The organism is Rhodocyclaceae bacterium, assembly GCA_020248265.1.
GTDB lineage: Bacteria > Pseudomonadota > Gammaproteobacteria > Burkholderiales > CAIKXV01 > CAIKXV01.
The window spans coordinates 358823-374249 of the sequence record JADCHX010000011.1; the positions used below are offsets into that span (position 1 = coordinate 358823).

General features: G+C 66.2%; 13 protein-coding genes. 4 read left to right on the plus strand and 9 right to left on the minus strand.

All coding sequences use genetic code 11. The features are described 5' to 3' along the window. Positions 1–11: 11 nt before the first annotated feature. From ING98_12620 to ING98_12635, 4 genes are all read right to left on the minus strand, one after another. Positions 12–1028, minus strand: coding sequence for a tripartite tricarboxylate transporter substrate binding protein (locus tag ING98_12620; protein ID MCA3102711.1), 1017 nt, complete (start codon positions 1026–1028; stop codon positions 12–14). After that, positions 1028–2485 carry an amidase gene (locus ING98_12625; GenBank protein ID MCA3102712.1) on the minus strand — a complete coding sequence of 486 codons (1458 nt, stop codon included), beginning with the start codon at positions 2483–2485 and terminating at the stop codon, positions 1028–1030. Before ING98_12625 ends, ING98_12620 begins: the two co-directional genes overlap by 1 nt. Before the next feature lie 10 nt (positions 2486–2495). After that, complete coding sequence (locus ING98_12630) at positions 2496–3401, minus strand: SDR family NAD(P)-dependent oxidoreductase (protein MCA3102713.1); 906 nt, start codon at positions 3399–3401, stop codon at positions 2496–2498. Between the two features lie 131 nt (positions 3402–3532). Then, positions 3533–4717, minus strand: a complete 1185-nt coding sequence (locus ING98_12635; protein ID MCA3102714.1) for a urate hydroxylase PuuD — start codon at positions 4715–4717, stop codon at positions 3533–3535. Positions 4718–4853: 136 nt separating this feature from the next. Between ING98_12635 and ING98_12640 the strand changes: the two genes are divergently transcribed. From ING98_12640 to ING98_12650, 3 genes are read left to right on the plus strand one after another with little or no spacing between them, the layout of a single operon-like run. Then, positions 4854–5855, plus strand: coding sequence for a tripartite tricarboxylate transporter substrate binding protein (locus tag ING98_12640; GenBank protein MCA3102715.1), 1002 nt, complete (start codon positions 4854–4856; stop codon positions 5853–5855). Between the two features lie 10 nt (positions 5856–5865). After that, on the plus strand, positions 5866–6852 hold the full coding sequence (locus tag ING98_12645; protein MCA3102716.1) for an NADPH:quinone reductase: 987 nt from the start codon (positions 5866–5868) through the stop codon (positions 6850–6852). Between the two features lie 16 nt (positions 6853–6868). Further along, positions 6869–7309, plus strand: coding sequence for a DUF2076 family protein (locus ING98_12650; GenBank protein MCA3102717.1), 441 nt, complete (start codon positions 6869–6871; stop codon positions 7307–7309). 42 nt (positions 7310–7351) lie between these two features. Here ING98_12650 and dnaJ read toward each other — a convergent pair whose 3' ends face one another. The 3 genes from dnaJ to grpE all read right to left on the minus strand — a co-directional run bounded on the left by dnaJ (position 7352) and on the right by grpE (position 11210). Further along, positions 7352–8467 (minus strand): molecular chaperone DnaJ, encoded by a 1116-nt coding sequence (gene dnaJ / locus ING98_12655; GenBank protein MCA3102718.1) that lies wholly within the window; start codon positions 8465–8467, stop codon positions 7352–7354. Positions 8468–8586: 119 nt separating this feature from the next. Next, a complete protein-coding gene (dnaK, locus tag ING98_12660) occupies positions 8587–10515 on the minus strand; it encodes a molecular chaperone DnaK (GenBank protein MCA3102719.1) in 1929 nt (642 codons plus the stop codon). Positions 10516–10634: 119 nt separating this feature from the next. Continuing rightward, a complete protein-coding gene (grpE, locus tag ING98_12665; protein MCA3102720.1) occupies positions 10635–11210 on the minus strand; it encodes a nucleotide exchange factor GrpE in 576 nt (191 codons plus the stop codon). 261 nt (positions 11211–11471) lie between these two features. Between grpE and ING98_12670 the strand changes: the two genes are divergently transcribed. After that, positions 11472–13070 carry a protein kinase gene (locus ING98_12670; GenBank protein ID MCA3102721.1) on the plus strand — a complete coding sequence of 533 codons (1599 nt, stop codon included), beginning with the start codon at positions 11472–11474 and terminating at the stop codon, positions 13068–13070. Positions 13071–13123: 53 nt separating this feature from the next. On the opposite strand, the gene ING98_12675 is transcribed toward ING98_12670, so the two are convergent. Both ING98_12675 and hrcA read right to left on the minus strand, forming a co-directional pair. Continuing rightward, positions 13124–14218: a ferrochelatase gene (locus ING98_12675; protein MCA3102722.1), complete on the minus strand. Its 1095-nt coding sequence runs from the start codon at positions 14216–14218 to the stop codon at positions 13124–13126. Between the two features lie 81 nt (positions 14219–14299). After that, positions 14300–15316 (minus strand): heat-inducible transcriptional repressor HrcA, encoded by a 1017-nt coding sequence (gene hrcA, locus ING98_12680; protein MCA3102723.1) that lies wholly within the window; start codon positions 15314–15316, stop codon positions 14300–14302. Positions 15317–15427 lie beyond the last annotated feature (111 nt).

Genomic DNA, 15427 nt, shown 5'->3' on the forward strand with positions numbered 1-15427 from the left:
CCGCGCTGCGCTCAGAGCGGCTCGACCGAAATGCCGGCCTTTCGCACTACGCTCGACCAGGTGGCGCGGTCGCGCGCGATCCGGGCCTGCAGGTCTGCAGGCGATCCAGCCTCGAGTTCGATGCCCTGGGTGGCGAACTGGGCTCGTGCCTCGGCGGTGTCGACGAAGCGCCGTATCTCGGCGTTCACCCGGTCGACGATCTCTTTCGGCGTGCCGCGCCGCGTGACCAGCGAAAACCACGTCGCTGCCTCGTAGCCACGATAGCCCGCTTCCGCGACGGTCGGCAGTTCGGGTGCAATCGACAGGCGCCTGGGCGAGGTGACAGCCAGCGCGCGCAGCTTGCCGGCCTTCACGTGCGGCAGAGCCGACAGCGGTACGTCGAATTTCAACGGCACCGCGCCCGACAGCAGGTCGGGCAGCCCGGCCGAGCCGCCCTTGTACGGGATATGCTGCATCTTCACGCCGGCCATCGTCATGAACAGTTCGACCGACACATGGGTGATGTTGCCGTTGCCCGAGGACTGGAAGTCGAGCTTGCCCGGGTTGGCGCGGGCGTATTCGGCAAGGTCGCGCATCGAGCGGATCGGCAGCGACGGATGCACGACGACCATCAGCGGCGATGCACCGACCATGCCGATCGGCGCGAGGTCGCGCTCGACGTCGTAGGGCAGCTTCGGATAGAAGATCGGGTTCATCACCATGCCGTTGAAGCCACCCATCAGCAAGGTGTAGCCGTCGGGTGCCGCCTTTGCCTGAAGTTCGAACGCGATGATGGTGTTGGCGCCCGGCCGGTTGTCGAACACCACTGGCTGGCCGATACCCTCCGAGATGCGCGCGCCGACCGCGCGTGCCAGGAGGTCGGTGGATCCGCCAGGGGTGAACGGAATGATCATGCGCACCGGCCGGGCCGGCCAGGCCTGGGCGTGCACCTGCGCGGCCGGCAGCAGTCCGGCGAGTGTTCCGATGAATGCGCCCATGAATGCGCCGAGGCGAACCCTGGCAGCGGACATCGGGAGACGGACGATCATCATGCGAGTGTGGGAGGCGGTACGAAGGCGTGGTAGTGGCGCTCGATCAGCGCGGCGAGGCGGATGGTCGACAGGTCGGCAAATTGCGGCCCGATGATCTGCACGCCGGTGGGCAATCCGTCGGCGGTGATCGCGATCGGCGCCATGGTCGCTGGCAGGCAGCCGAGGCTGGCGAAACCCATCCAGAATATCTGTTGCACATCGGCCATCGGTTCGCCGTCGATGTCGATCATGCGTTCCCAGCGCCGCCCCGATGGATTCTGCGGATAGGCCACGGTCGCGGCACCCGGACACAGCAGGAAGTCGTGGTCGCGGAAGAAGTCGTCCCAGACCTGGCGCAACCGCTGGCGCTCGTTCTCGAGCAGCATCCATTCGCGGTGCGCGAGCGTGTTGCCGCGCAGCTGGTCGGCGGCGTAGCTGCGATCGTCCGGAGACAGCTTGTCCCGTTCGGCCACCGCCCGCAGGAATCCCGCGTCATCGAACGCGCGCATCGAAGTCGCGGCCCGCCGCAGCAGCACGTAAAGCCGGTCGTGCGCTGCGACGTCGAAGGGCAGATCGACCGGCATCTTCACCCTCGCACCCTGCCGTGCGAGGAACCGGCCGAGTTTCACGACCTCGTCGGCGACGACACGCGACACGCGGGTCGCCGGGTGCGACGGCAGCACCGCGACGCGCAATCCCTTGAACCCGTCGAAGCACGGTGCCGGCAGCGAGAGCCGGTAGGCCCGGGCATCGTTGCCGGCCGGGCCGGCGGTCGCCTTCAGCGCGATCGCGAGGTCACCCGCCGACCGTGCGAGCGGACCGACCACCGAGATCTCCGGTGGCGACCAGAAGCCGGGCAACGCGTGACCGCGGCCCGGTACGATCGCGTAGCTGGACTTGTGCCCGTAGATGCCACACAGGTGCGACGGACCGCGAATCGAGCCGCCGATGTCGGACCCGTATTCGAGCGCGCTGATGCCGGCGGACAGCGCGCAGGCCGCGCCGCCGGAGGAGCCACCGGGCGTGAGTCCTGCGCCCCAGGGGCTGTTGGTGGTGCCGTAGACCGGGTTGAACGTCTGCCAGTCGGCGAGCATCACCGGTACGTTGCTCTTGCCCCAGATTACTGCACCGGCCGCACGCAACCGCTCCACGACGAGCGAATCGCGTGCGGCGACGTTGCCTCGGTGTGCCTCCAGGCCCCAGGTGGTCGGCAGCCCCGCGACATCGAACGATTCCTTCACCGTCATCGGTACGCCGGCCAGCGGCCCGGGCCGCTCGCCGCGCGCGATCGCACGGTCGATCGCGCCGGCCTGCCGCCGCGCCTTCGCGAGGTCGGTCACGACGACTGCATTCAGCGACGGATGCAGCCGGCGCTGGCGATCGACGAAGTAATCGAGCGCATCGCGCGCGGAGAACTCGCCGCGCGCGATGCGGCGCGCGATCGAGGCCGCGGAATCGAAGGCGATCTCCCTCACCGGAAGCGCCCTAGACCGGATCCCAGCTGAACACGTCCTGCGAGCGGTCCAGCGGGAAGAACGATTTCGCCAGAGAAGGCATTGCATGCTCGGCGATCGATTCCGGCGTCCACCCTTCCGACCGGTGCACGCTGCGCACCGGCCGAGGCTGGCTGAACAGGAACACCTCGTTGTTGCGTACGCCGAACACCTGGGCGTTGACGTCCTGCGCCGCGTCGGACAGCAGGTAGACCGCGAGCGGCGCGATCTTCGCCGGCGTCATCTGCTGCAGCTTGGCCACGCGCGCGACCTGGTCGGGCGTGTCGGTCGGGATCGACGCGATCATCCGGCTCCAGGCGAACGGCGCGATGCAGTTCGAGCGCACGTTGAACTTCTGCATGTCTAGCGCGATCGACTTCGACAGCGCGGTCAGCGCCAGCTTGGCGGCCGAGTAGTTGGCCTGGCCGAAGTTGCCGACCAGCCCGGAGGTAGACGTCATGAACACGTAGGCACCGCTGCCCTGTTCCTTGAAGTGGTTGGCGGCGGCGCGCGCGACGTGGTACGACCCGTACAGGTGGACCTTGACGACCGCATCGAACTCGACTTCGCTCATCTTGTGGAAGAAGCGGTCGCGCAGGATGCCGGCGTTGTTGATCACACCGTCGATGCGGTCGAACGCGGCCAGCGCGCTGCCCACTATGCCTTCGCCGCCCTTCGGATCGGCGACGTTGTCGGTGTTCGCCACGGCGCGGCCACCGGCGGCCAGGATCTCGTCGACGACCTGCTGCGCCGGACCGGCGTCCAGGCCTTCACCGGTGAGCGATGCCCCGATGTCGTTGACCACCACCGAGGCCCCCGCCGCGGCGCACGCCAGCGCCAGGTCGCGGCCGATCCCGCCTCCTGCACCTGTGACCGCCACCACCTTGCCGTCGAGCATTCCCATCTGTGCCTCCTCCTGCGTTGGCTGCCGCCGCGTCCGGGCGCTGACCCTGGGGTCTGACCCCGGGGTCAGACCCCAGGGTCAACCCCAGGGTCAGACCCCGGCACCTCCGGCATCTGCCTTTCCGGTCAGCGCCCGGGAGCGGCGTCGCGATACCAGGCGGCGATGATCGCACGCTCGTCGTCGGTGATGCCGGTCAGGTTGCCGGGCGGCATCACCTTCGCCAGTACGGTCTGCTGGTGGATCTTCTGCGCAAGCTGTGCGATCCGCTCGGGTGTATCGAGCATGATGCCCCCCGGCGGCTGTGCGAATCCCGGCTGCGTCGGCGTGGCCGCGTGGCACGACTGGCAGCGCAGCGCGATTACCTGCTGCACGTCGGCGATCGTCGCCGTGCGACCGGCGCTGCCTTCGGGTGCTCGCGGCACGATCAGTGCCGCGAGCACGACCACCATTGCCGCAGCCGCCGCCGGCAGCCAGGCGATGGTCTGGCCGGCATTGCGCCGGTTGAAGTAGTGACGGACGACGCCGCCGATCAGGAACACCGCGACCAGTACTGCCCATGCCTGCGGATGGCCATAGGTCATCGGATAGTGTCCGGACAGCATGATGAACACGACCGGCAGCGTCACGTAGTTGTTGTGTACCGAGCGCTGCTTGCCCCAGCGGCCGTACTTCGGATCCGGCACCTCGCCGGCGGACATGGCCGCGACCATCTTCTTCTGGCCCGGAATGATCACCATCGCCACGTTGGCCACCATGATGGTCCCCACCATCACGCCCACCTGCAGGTAGGCGCCGCGCCCGCCGAACACCTGCGCGCAGCCCCAGGCGGCCAGGGCGATCAGCACGAAGCCCACCAGTGCGAGCCACCCGTCATGCCTGCCCAGCGGCGATCGGCACAGCCCGTCATAGACCAGCCAGCCGGCGACGATCAGGCCGAGGCTCGCCAGCACCGCGGTCGACGGCGCGATGTCGAGTACCGCGCGGTCGATCAGCATGGTCTCGGCATGGAGGTAGTAGGTGACCACGAACAGCGCGAAGCCGCTGATCCAGGTCCAGTAGGCTTCCCACTTGAACCAGTGCAGCCGCTCCGGCAGCCGGTCGGGCGCGACCACGTACTTCTGCTTGTGGTAGAAGCCGCCGCCGTGGATGGACCAGTTCTCGCCGAGCACACCCTTCTTCGGTGGGTTCGGCGGATCGAGCGAGTTGTCGAGCGCGACGAAATAGAAGGAGGCGCCGATCCAGACGATGCCGGCGATCACGTGCAGCCAGCGCAGCAGCAGGCTGGCCCAGTCGAGGAGGTAAGCTTCCATGGAGTCGCGTCCGCGTTGCAGTGCATCGATGTTACTACGCGTCCCGTGTGCGCTTTGCGGTACGCTGTGCGGGCAGAGAAAATAAACGAGTGTCCGCACGCAACCGTCGGGCGGCCGAACCGGAGGAGCAAGACCGATGAAGCGCACCGTCGCCGCTTTCGCGGCCCATGCTGCATGCCTGCTGTCGATCCCGTTGTGCCTGGCCCTGCCGCCGACATCGTCGCAGGCACAGGGAACCGCCTGGCCGAATCGGCCGCTCAGGATGCTCGTGCCGTTTGTCGCTGGCGGCTCCTCGGACATTGTCGGACGCAGCGTCGCCCTGCGCATGCAGGAGGCGCTCGGCCAGACTGTCATCGTCGATAACCGGCCCGGCGCCAACGGTGCGATCGCCGGCCAGATGCTGGCCAAGGCCAGCCCCGACGGATACACGCTGATGGTCGGCTCGATCGGAGTGTTCGCGATCAACGTTGCGCTGTTCAAGGACCTTTCCTACGACCCGCTGCGCGACTACGACCTGCTTACCGTCGCGGTACGGAACCCGAATGTGCTGATCACCAGCCAGAAGGTCGCCGCGGCGAGCGTGAAGGACCTGATCGGCCTGCTGCAGAAGACCCCCGGCAAGCTGACCTTCGTGTCGTCGGGCACAGGGTCTTCTGACCATCTTTCTGCCGAGCTGTTCTGGCAACGGACGAAGACCACCGGCATCCATGTGCCATACAAGGGCGGTGCCGCCGCGATGGCCGACATGGTCGGCGGCCAGGTCGATGCGTCGTTCCAGAACCTCGGCGCGGCGACGGGCCACATCAAGGCCGGCCGGCTGCGTGCGCTCGCAGTCACCGGCGATCGCCGGTCTCCGCAGTTGCCTGAAGTACCGACGATGCTAGAGCTCGGCTTCCCGGGCTTCGAGGTCTATTCCTGGCAGGCGTTCGCTGCTCCGCGAGGCCTGCCGAAGGACATCCGCAGCCGGATGGAAGGCGCGGTGGTCTCGGCGCTCAGGCTCCCGCAGGTACGCCAGTCGATGGACGAGATCGGCTTCGAGGTGGTCGCCAACACCAGCGCCGAGTTCGAGGCCTTCCTCCGGGGCGAGATAGCGCGCTGGAAGCAGGTCGTGCAGACTGCAAACATCCAGCCGAACTGACGGAGTCGCGATGCTTGCCGCATGGTACGAAACGAACGGGCCTGCAGGCGAGGTGTTGCAGGTCGGCGAAAGGCCCGACCCGGAGCCCGGTCCGCACGAGGTTCGCGTCCGGCTGCATGCCGCAGCGGTGAATCCCTCTGACGTGAAGGCGCGCGCCGGTTCGCGCAAGCCGATACCACCTTACGTGATCCCGGGCAGCGACGGTGCCGGCCGCATCGACCGCGTCGGACCCTACGTCGACCCCGGACGAATCGGCGAGCGCGTCTGGATCTACAACGCGCAGTGGGGCCGGCCGTTCGGGGCGAGCGCGCAGTTCGTCTGCCTGCCCGAGACGCTGGCCGTTCCCTTGCCGGAATCGCTCGATTTCGCGCAGGGCGCATGCCTCGGCATCCCCTGCATGACCGCCCACCGGTGCCTGTTCGCCGACGGGCCGGTCGCTGGCCTGAACGTGCTGGTCACCGGCGGCGCGGGCGTCGTCGGCCACTACGCGATCCAGTTGGCGAAATGGGCCGGGGCTCGCGTGGCCGCGACGGTCAGTTCGCCCGAGAAGGCCGCGCATGCGCACGCGGCAGGCGCAGACGTCGTGGTCGACTACCGGCGTTCGGACGTGGTGCGGGAAGTGCGGGCGGCGCTGGGCGGCATCGATCGGGTGGTGGAGGTCGACCTCGGCGTGAACCTGCCGGTGTCTGCTGAACTGCTGCGGCCCAACGGTGCGATCGCCGCCTACGCGACTACCGGCAAGCCGGTGCCCGAGCTTCCCTATGCGTCGATGCTCTGGAAGAACCCGGTGGTGCGGCAGGTGTTCGTCTACACCATGCCCGATGCCGCGAAGCGCCACGCGATCGCCGACATCGGCCGCTGGTTGCGGGAAGAAAAGTCAGTCGGCGGACCTTCATTTGCGATCTCCGGGCGTTTTCCGCTGGAGCATGCGGTGGACGCGCACCGCGCGGTGGAATCGGGCACGAAGATCGGGCAGGTTGTGCTCGATATTCCCTAGCGTGCACGAGGCTGCGATGGACGAGCAAGCGCGCGAACTGCTGGCCGCACTGGTCAACCGAGTGCTGCGGCACCCTGAAGAAGCGAAGGACATCGACGCACAGCGAGCAGTGCAGCGGCTGGTGGCGGCGCGCGCCGATGCTCCCTACCTGCTGCTGCAGCGGGCTCTGGTACTGGAGGTCGCGCTGGCGCAGGTGCACGCGGAGATCGCGCGCCTGCGCGGCGGCGCAGCGATCGCTGCTAACGATCCGGGAATGCCGGCGAGTACGCCGGCCGACAGCGCCGACAGCGCGGCGCGTGCCGCCGCTGCGCTTCCGTCGCGTGGTTTCCTGCGTGATGCGGCGGCGATCAGTGCCGGGGTACTCGGCGGCAACCTGCTGGTGGCCGCCGCCACTGCGCTGTTCGACGACGATGCGCACGATACCGGGGCCGATTTCGACCCCGGCGACCTGATCTAGCTGGCCACGCCACCCGGTGCCGGTCGACCGGGCCTGCCCGGGCTAGCCGCCGAAGAAGTCGCGCACCTTGTCGAACCAGCCCTTTGCCTGAGGATTGTGCCGCGAAGGATCTTCCTTCGCGATGGCTTCGAATTCCTCCAGCAGTTCGCGCTGCCGATGGGTCAGGTTCACCGGCGTCTCGACGTACACATGGCACAGCAGGTCGCCGAAGCCTGAACCACGCACCTGCTTGATACCCTTGCCGCGCAGCCGGAACACCTTGCCCGTCTGTGTCTCGGCAGGTATGCGGATCTGTGCATGGCCGTCGAGCGTGGGGATCTCGATCTCGCCGCCCAGGGCGGCCGTTGCGATGCTCACCGGCATGTCGCAATGCAGGTCGTTCCCGTCGCGCTTGAAGATCGCGTGCGGCTTCAGGTGCATCACGACGTACAGATCGCCGGGCGGACCGCCGTTCGCGCCAGCCTCGCCTTCGCCCGAAAGCCGGATGCGGTCGCCGTCGTCGACACCGGCCGGGATTTTCACCGACAGCGTCTTCTGCTGCTTCACGAAGCCGGCGCCGTTGCAGTTCGTGCAGGGGGTCGGCACGATCTTGCCTGTGCCGTGGCAGCGCGGGCAGGTCTGCTGGATCGAGAAGAAGCCCTGCTGCATGCGCACCTGGCCATGGCCGTCGCAGGTGGGGCAGCCCACCGGCCTGGTACCGGGCTTTGCGCCGCTGCCTTCGCAGACCTCGCACTTCGCCTGGTTCGGGATGCGGATCTGCGTGTCGGTGCCGCGTGCCGCCTCCTCGAGCGAGATCTCGAGGTTGTAGCGCAGGTCGGCCCCGCGGTAGACGCCGTTGCGTCCGCGTCCGCCGCCACCGAAGATCTCGCCGAAGATGTCGCCGAACGCATCGGCGAAGCCGCCCATGCCGGCGCCGCCGCCGCCCATCGAGGAATCGACGCCCGCATGGCCGTACTGGTCGTAGGCTGCGCGCTTGCTGGGGTCGGACAGCATCTCGTAGGCTTCCTTCGCCTCCTTGAATGCCTCTTCCGATTTCGGGTTGTCCGGGTTCCGGTCGGGATGGTGCTTCATCGCCAGCCGGCGGTACGCTTTCTTCAGCGTGTCCTCGTCGGCATCCCGGTTGACGCCGAGCACTTCGTAGTAGTCACGCTTGGCCATCGGTCTTTCTCTTCGACTGCTGCAGGGCAGGGTTCGGGTTGGACGGTCGTTTCGCAGTGCGTCCACCACAAGCGAAAGGCGGCTGATCGCTCAGCCGCCTTCGCCCGGGGTGCTGCCCGTTACTTCTTCGTTTCCTTAACTTCCTCGAACTCGGCATCGACCACGTTGCCGTCGTCCTTGCCAGCGCTGCCGGCTGCGCCGGCATCGGCACCGCCGGCGGGCTTGCCCTGCTCCTGGGCGTACATTTTCTCGCCGAGCTTCTGCGAGGCCATCGCGAGTGCCTGGGTAGCCGCGTCGATCTTCTCCTTGTCGCTGCCCTTGATCGCCTCCTCGGCCTCCTTCAGCGCCGCTTCGATCTTTTCCTTCTCGCCGGCCTCCAGCGTTGCTCCGTGGTCGGCCAGGGACTTCTTCACGGTGTGGACCATGCCGTCGGCCTGGTTGCGCGCGGTGACCAGTTCCAGGATCTTCTTGTCTTCCTCGGCATTCGCCTCGGCATCCTTCACCATGCGCTGGATCTCTTCCTCGGTGAGCCCGGAGCTCGCCTGGATCTTGATCTTGTTCTCCTTGCCAGTGGCCTTGTCCTTCGCCGACACGTGCAGGATGCCGTTGGCATCGATGTCGAAGGTGACCTCGATCTGCGGCATGCCGCGCGGCGACGGCGGAATGTCGGTCAGGTTGAACTGGCCGAGGCTCTTGTTGCCGGCAGACATCTCGCGCTCGCCCTGCAGCACGTGAATGGTCACGGCCGACTGGTTGTCGTCTGCGGTCGAGAACACCTGCGAAGCCTTGGTCGGGATGGTCGTGTTCTTCTGGATAAGCTTGGTCATCACGCCGCCGAGCGTTTCGATGCCCAGGGACAGCGGCGTCACGTCCAGCAGCAGCACGTCCTTCACATCGCCCTGCAGCACGCCGCCCTGGATCGCGGCACCGACGGCCACCGCCTCGTCCGGGTTGACGTCACGGCGCGGCTCGCGGCCAAACACTTCCTTAACGACATCCTGCACCTTCGGCATGCGCGTCTGGCCGCCGACCAGGATCACGTCCTCGATGTCGGAGATCTTCACGCCAGCATCCTTGATCGCGATGCGGCACGGCTCGATGGTTTTCTGGATCAGGTCGTCGACCAGGCTCTCGAACTTGGCGCGCGTGATCTTCACCGCCATGTGCTTCGGGCCGCTGGCGTCGGCGGTGATGTAGGGCAGGTTCACCTCGGTCTGTTGCGCGCTCGACAGTTCGATCTTCGCCTTCTCGGCGGCGTCCTTCAGCCGCTGCAGCGCGAGGATGTCCTTCTTCAGGTCGATGCCGGAATCCTTCCGGAATTCGTCGACCAGGTATTCGATCAGGCGCTGGTCGAAGTCTTCGCCGCCGAGGAAGGTGTCGCCGTTGGTCGACAGCACCTCGAACTGGTGCTCGCCTTCCACTTCGGCGATCTCGATGATCGACACGTCGAACGTGCCGCCGCCGAGGTCGTATACCGCTATCTTGCGGTCGCCCTTCTTCTTGTCCAGGCCGAAGGCCAGCGCAGCGGCGGTCGGTTCGTTGATGATCCGCTTCACTTCGAGGCCGGCGATGCGGCCGGCGTCCTTGGTCGCCTGGCGCTGCGAGTCGTTGAAGTAGGCCGGCACGGTGATCACGGCTTCGGTCACCGGTTCGCCGAGGTAGTCCTCGGCGGTCTTCTTCATCTTCATCAATACCTGCGCCGACACCTCCGGCGGGGCGATCTTGCGCCCGCGCACCTCGACCCAGGCGTCGCCGTTGTCGGCCTTGGCGATCGTATAGGGCATCAGGTCGATGTCCTTCTGCACTTCCTTCTCCTCGAAGCGCCGTCCGATCAGTCGTTTCACCGCATACAGCGTGTTCTTCGGGTTGGTGACGGCCTGCCGCTTGGCCGGCGCACCGACCAGGATCTCGCCGTCATCGGCATAACCGATGATCGACGGCGTCGTACGCGCGCCTTCGGCGTTCTCGATCACCTTCGGTTGCCCGTTCTCGATGATCGACACGCAGGAATTCGTGGTGCCCAGGTCGATGCCGATGATCTTGCCCATTTGCTGTTCCTCTCGGGGAGTTCGTTGATTCTGCAGGGTAGATGGCGCTTGCAGGAAAGCCTGGCGTCCGCCTCAGGATCCTGCGCATGCGTCAAAGCTTGGGATCGGAGGCGCGCTTTTCAAGCAGGGGCCGTGCCGGAATCGTCCGTACCGGGCCTGGGCTTGGCGACCGCGACCATCGCAGGCCGGATCACCCGATCGTGCAGCTTGAAGCCCTTCTGGAACACCTGCAGCACCGAGTGCGCCGGGGCGTCGGACTCGATGGCAGTCATCGCCTGATGGTGGTGAGGGTCGAATTTCTCGCCGGTCGGGTCGAGCACCGTGACTCCGAACTTCTCGAACGCCGCCTTGAGCTGCTTGCGCGTCAGTTCAACCCCATCGCGCAGTGACTCTGCCGTCGCGTTTCCGGTGGCCAGCGCGGCATCGAGCGCGTCGTAAACCGGAAGCAGTTCGCCAGCGAAGTTGTCGATCGCGTACTTGTGGGCACTCGATACGTCTGCCTGCGCACGCTTGCGGATATTGTCAGCTTCGGCCTTTGCCCGCAGCCAGTTTTCCTGGTGCTCCTGCGCAAGGGTTTCGGCCCTGGCCAGCGCCTCGGCGAGCCCTGCCGCATCGGCCGGCGCGCCGTGGGTGGCTGTTGCCGGATCCTGCGGCGATTCCGGCTGACCGGCCTGGGATGTATCATGTTGCGACATTGGTGTGCCTTTCCTTGGCGTATTCGGAACGCGGGATCGAACGCCCCCGGGTTCCGTTCCTGTTTCACGTTCCTGTTTCAATCCAGCCCGGGCCTGGTGCGTGCGTCGATTCGCTTCCGCTTCGGTGCTTGCATCAACCCACGATGGGTTGATGGGGACACTCCGGCAGGATTCAAGGGCTGAAAACGTGCAAAGTTGGCTTCCGGCTGGCGCAAAGCAGGCGCATAATGTTGGAATGTCGAAAAATAGCGCGAGCCGATAGTGTCCGAAGCTGATTCCAAGCCGGCGCGGATTGGTCGTTTCCAGATCGTCCGTCAGCTCGGTCGCGGTGCGACCGCGACTGTCTATCTCGCCCACGATCCGCACCACGATCGTCAGGTCGCGCTGAAGGTCATCAAGTTCGGCGGCGAGCTGGAGCCGGGCGAGGCGCGGATCAAGCAGCACCGGCGGCTGCGCAAGCTGTTCCAGACCGAGGGCGCGGTGGCCGCGCGCCTCGACCATCCGAACATCGTCAAGGTTTACGACACGGTGGTCGACCAGAACACCGCCCTGATGGCCATGGAGTATGTCGAGGGAGCGACCCTCGCCGAGTTCTGTACGTTCGACCGGTTGCTGCCGTTGCCCCGGGTCGTCGGCATCATCTTCAAGTGCTGCCTTGCAATCGACTATGCGTACCGGCAGGGGGTCGTGCACCGGGACATCAAGCCCGCCAATATCATGGTCGGTCCCGACGACAACCCGAAGATCATGGATTTCGGGCTGGCCCTGAACATGCAGAAGCAGTCCGAGCACGACTCCACCTTCGTGATGGGGGTCGGGTCTCCGGCCTACATGTCGCCGGAGCAGGTCAAGGGCTATGCCCTGAACCAGCAGACCGACCTGTACTCGCTCGGTGTCGTGCTTTTCATGATGCTCACCGGCCGGGTGCCTTTCCGCGCCAAGCACTACCCCGAACTGATCTACAAGATCATCAATTCCGACGCGCCGTCGGTAAGCGCGCTGAATCCGGTGATCCCGCCTGAACTCGACCCGATCGTGAAGCGGGCGCTCGAGAAGGACCTTTATTCCCGCTACAAGACCGGTGCCGATTTCGGCAAGGACCTCGCGGGCGCGCGCTACCAGCTGAAGGACGAAGAGACGGAAAAGCTGAGCGACCGGTTCGAACTGCTGCGCTCGCTGCCGGTGTTCGCGCAGTTCGAACGCGTCGAGCTGTGGGAGGTGCTTCGTATCGCCACCTGGCATCACTTCGATGACGGCGCTGCCCTGATGGAGGAGGGTGACGAAACCCACACCTTCGGCGTGCTGATCGCCGGCGAGGTCGAGGTATCTCGCGACCGCCGCGTGCTCGCCCGCCTCGGGCCGGGCGAAGTGCTAGGCGAGATGGCCTTCCTGAATCAGACGCATCCGGTGCGTACGGCAACCGTCGTTGCCATGGGCGATGTCACGTTTCTCGAGGTCAATCTGGCCGCCTATGAAATCGCGTCCGAAGAGTGCAAGGAACACTTCCAGAGCGTGCTGATCGACGCGCTGATCCGCCGCCTGCACAGCGCTAACGCAGTGGTGAGCGAGCACTCGGCGCCGGCGCGTGCTCCGGTGCCCAGCATGATGAACCTCGAACTCGTGCCAGCCGATGGAACAGGGGGCGATCTGGAGGCCATCGCCTGGCCTGGTCGCTCCTCCACTTCGGGTTATGGTTCAGCATCGGCATCCGCATCGAACAAGCCAGACCCGACCGGAAGTTTCGCCTCCGCTGCCAATTCCACGTTCGCCGGTGTGTCGCGCACGATGTTTTCGCATCAGACCTTCGAGCCGTCGGCCGCCGACTCTTCGTCCCGCAACCGGACCGGCGGCGGTTCCTGAGCTACGCCGCGCGCAGACGCTCCAGCACTCGGCCGTAGCGACCGGGCCGTAGGTCAGTCGCGCGCGCCCAGCGCCAGCGCACGCTCGCGGGTCGCGTCGCTGGCCGCGGCTGCCGCTTTCGGATCGAGGCCGGTGTCGATCCAGCCCGCGAGGTGCGTTGTGACCAGGCCGGTCAGCGCATGTATCCAGTCGGGCCGATCGTTCAGGCACGGGATGCTGTGGTACTCCTTGCCGCCGGCATACAGGAAGCTGCTCTTGCCTTCGATGCCGATTTCTTCGAGCGTCTCGAGGCAGTCGGCGACGAAGCCGGGACACACGACATCCACCCGCCGGGTACCGGCGCGTCCGAGTTCTTCCAGCGTCTCTGACGTGTACGGCTTCAGCCATTCAGCCTGCCCGAAGCGGGACTGGAAGGTGACCCGGTACTTCTCGGGCGGTAGCCCGAGCGCCTCTGCCAGCAACCGGCCGGTCTTGTGGCATTCGCAGTGATACGGGTCGCCGCGGTCGAGCGCGAAACGCGGGATGCCGTGGAAGCTGATCACGAGCAGATCCGGCCGACCGTTCTCTGACCAGTAGCGCTGCACGTTGGTCTTGAGCGCCTGGATGTAGGCCGGGTCGTCATGGAAATGCTTGACGGTACGAAGTGCCGGCGGATTGCGCATCTTCTTCAGCACGTCGAACGTGGCATCGAACACCGTCGCGGTCGCGCTGGCCGAGTACTGCGGATACAAGGGCAGGACCAGGATGCGGTCGCATCCTTCGGCTGCCATTTCGAGTATGCGCTGCTCGATCGAGGGCTTGCCGTAGCGCATCGCGAAGTCGACCGTCAGCGGTGTCTTGACCTGCTCGCCGAGGTAGCCCGCCAGCAGTTTCGCCTGCCGTTCGGTATACACGCGCAGCGGCGAACCCTCTGGTGTCCAGATCATCGCGTACTTCGCGGCGGACTTCTTCGGGCGCGTATTCAGGATGATCAGGTTGAGGATGGGCCACCAGATCAGCTTCGGTATCTCGATCACCCGGGGATCCGACAGGAACTGCTTGACGTACGGCCGGAACGCGCGCGCTGTCGGCGCGGCAGGAGTGCCGAGGTTCACGAGCAACACGCCGATGCGCGGTTGCGTGCCGTGGCGGTAGGCGACGGTACTCACGCTGCGTCCAGTGCCGTAAAGGAGGGGTGCCGACGCTCCGCGGCGCCGGCCACGCTCCCCGGACGCGCGCCGGGGCGGCGGTCAGCGATGACTGAGCGCACTGCCGATCAGCTTTGCAGTGATGTCGACGATCGGGATCACCCGCTCGTACGCCATCCGGGTCGGCCCGATCACGCCGAGCGTGCCGACGACCTGGCCGTCCACTTCATAGGGTGCGGTGACGATGCTGCACTCGTCCAGCGGGGAGATGCCCGATTCGCCGCCGATGAATATCTGCACGCCTTGCGCATGCAGGCTGGTGTCGAGCAGGTGCAGCAGGGCGGTCTTGCGCTCGAACACGTTGAACAGTTCACGCAGGCGCCCCATGTCGGTGGACAGGTCGGGGATGCCCAGCAGGTTTCGCTCTCCCGAGACCACCAGGTCTTCCGGGCTGGTCATGGCTGCGCTGCCGACTTCGATCGCGGCGTTCATCAGCGCCGACACATCCTGTTTCAGCGCCACGAGTTCACCCTGCAGGCGAAGGCGGATCTGGTCGAACCCCGTACCGGCATAGTGCTGATTGACGAAATTCGATGCCTCGATCAGCTCGGTCGCGGAGTAGTCGCGCGCCGTGGTGAGGATGCGGTTGTGCACCTCGCCATCTGGCGCGACGACGATCAGCAGCACGCGCTTTTCGGACAGGCGCAGGAATTCGAGGTGACGGAAGGCCTGGTCCTGGCGACGCGGCGTCATCACCACGCCCGCGAACGCAGTGAGTTCGGACAGCATGTGCGAGGCCGAGGCGACCAGCCGACGCCGGCTGTCATTCTCCAGCTGGCCCTCGAGCTGGGTGATCTCGACCTGTTCGAGCGGCTTTACCCGCAGCAGCGTGTCGACGAAGAAGCGGTAGCCGCGGGCGGTCGGCACGCGTCCGGCCGAAGTGTGCGGGCTGGCGATGAAGCCCATCTCTTCGAGGTCGGCCATCACGTTGCGAATGCTCGCCGGCGACAGTTCGAGCCCGGAGTACTTGGAGAGCGTGCGCGAGCCCACCGGGTCGCCGTCGGCGATGTATCGCTCGATAAGCGTCTTCAGCAGCAGTTGTGCACGATCGTTGAGCATGGCCTCATTCTACCCATCGGACACCGCTGCGGGGCAACCCTGCGGTTGCCCGGGCTGGCGGCGCCGTCCCCGATGGCCGGTGGCGTACGCCGGCTGCCGCACTTTCCAGCG

Bases quoted from the DNA above. Each gene is read 5' to 3' on its own strand.
- ING98_12620 (MCA3102711.1), bottom strand. From the start codon at position 1,028: ATGATCGTCCGTCTCCCGATGTCCGCTGCCAGGGTTCGCCTCGGCGCA.
- ING98_12645 (MCA3102716.1), top strand. From the start codon at position 5,866: ATGCTTGCCGCATGGTACGAAACGAACGGGCCTGCAGGCGAGGTGTTG.
- ING98_12635 (MCA3102714.1), bottom strand. From the start codon at position 4,717: ATGGAAGCTTACCTCCTCGACTGGGCCAGCCTGCTGCTGCGCTGGCTG.
- grpE (MCA3102720.1), bottom strand. From the start codon at position 11,210: ATGTCGCAACATGATACATCCCAGGCCGGTCAGCCGGAATCGCCGCAG.
- dnaK (MCA3102719.1), bottom strand. From the start codon at position 10,515: ATGGGCAAGATCATCGGCATCGACCTGGGCACCACGAATTCCTGCGTG.
- ING98_12650 (MCA3102717.1), top strand. From the start codon at position 6,869: ATGGACGAGCAAGCGCGCGAACTGCTGGCCGCACTGGTCAACCGAGTG.
- ING98_12640 (MCA3102715.1), top strand. From the start codon at position 4,854: ATGAAGCGCACCGTCGCCGCTTTCGCGGCCCATGCTGCATGCCTGCTG.
- hrcA (MCA3102723.1), bottom strand. From the start codon at position 15,316: ATGCTCAACGATCGTGCACAACTGCTGCTGAAGACGCTTATCGAGCGA.
- dnaJ (MCA3102718.1), bottom strand. From the start codon at position 8,467: ATGGCCAAGCGTGACTACTACGAAGTGCTCGGCGTCAACCGGGATGCC.
- ING98_12630 (MCA3102713.1), bottom strand. From the start codon at position 3,401: ATGCTCGACGGCAAGGTGGTGGCGGTCACAGGTGCAGGAGGCGGGATC.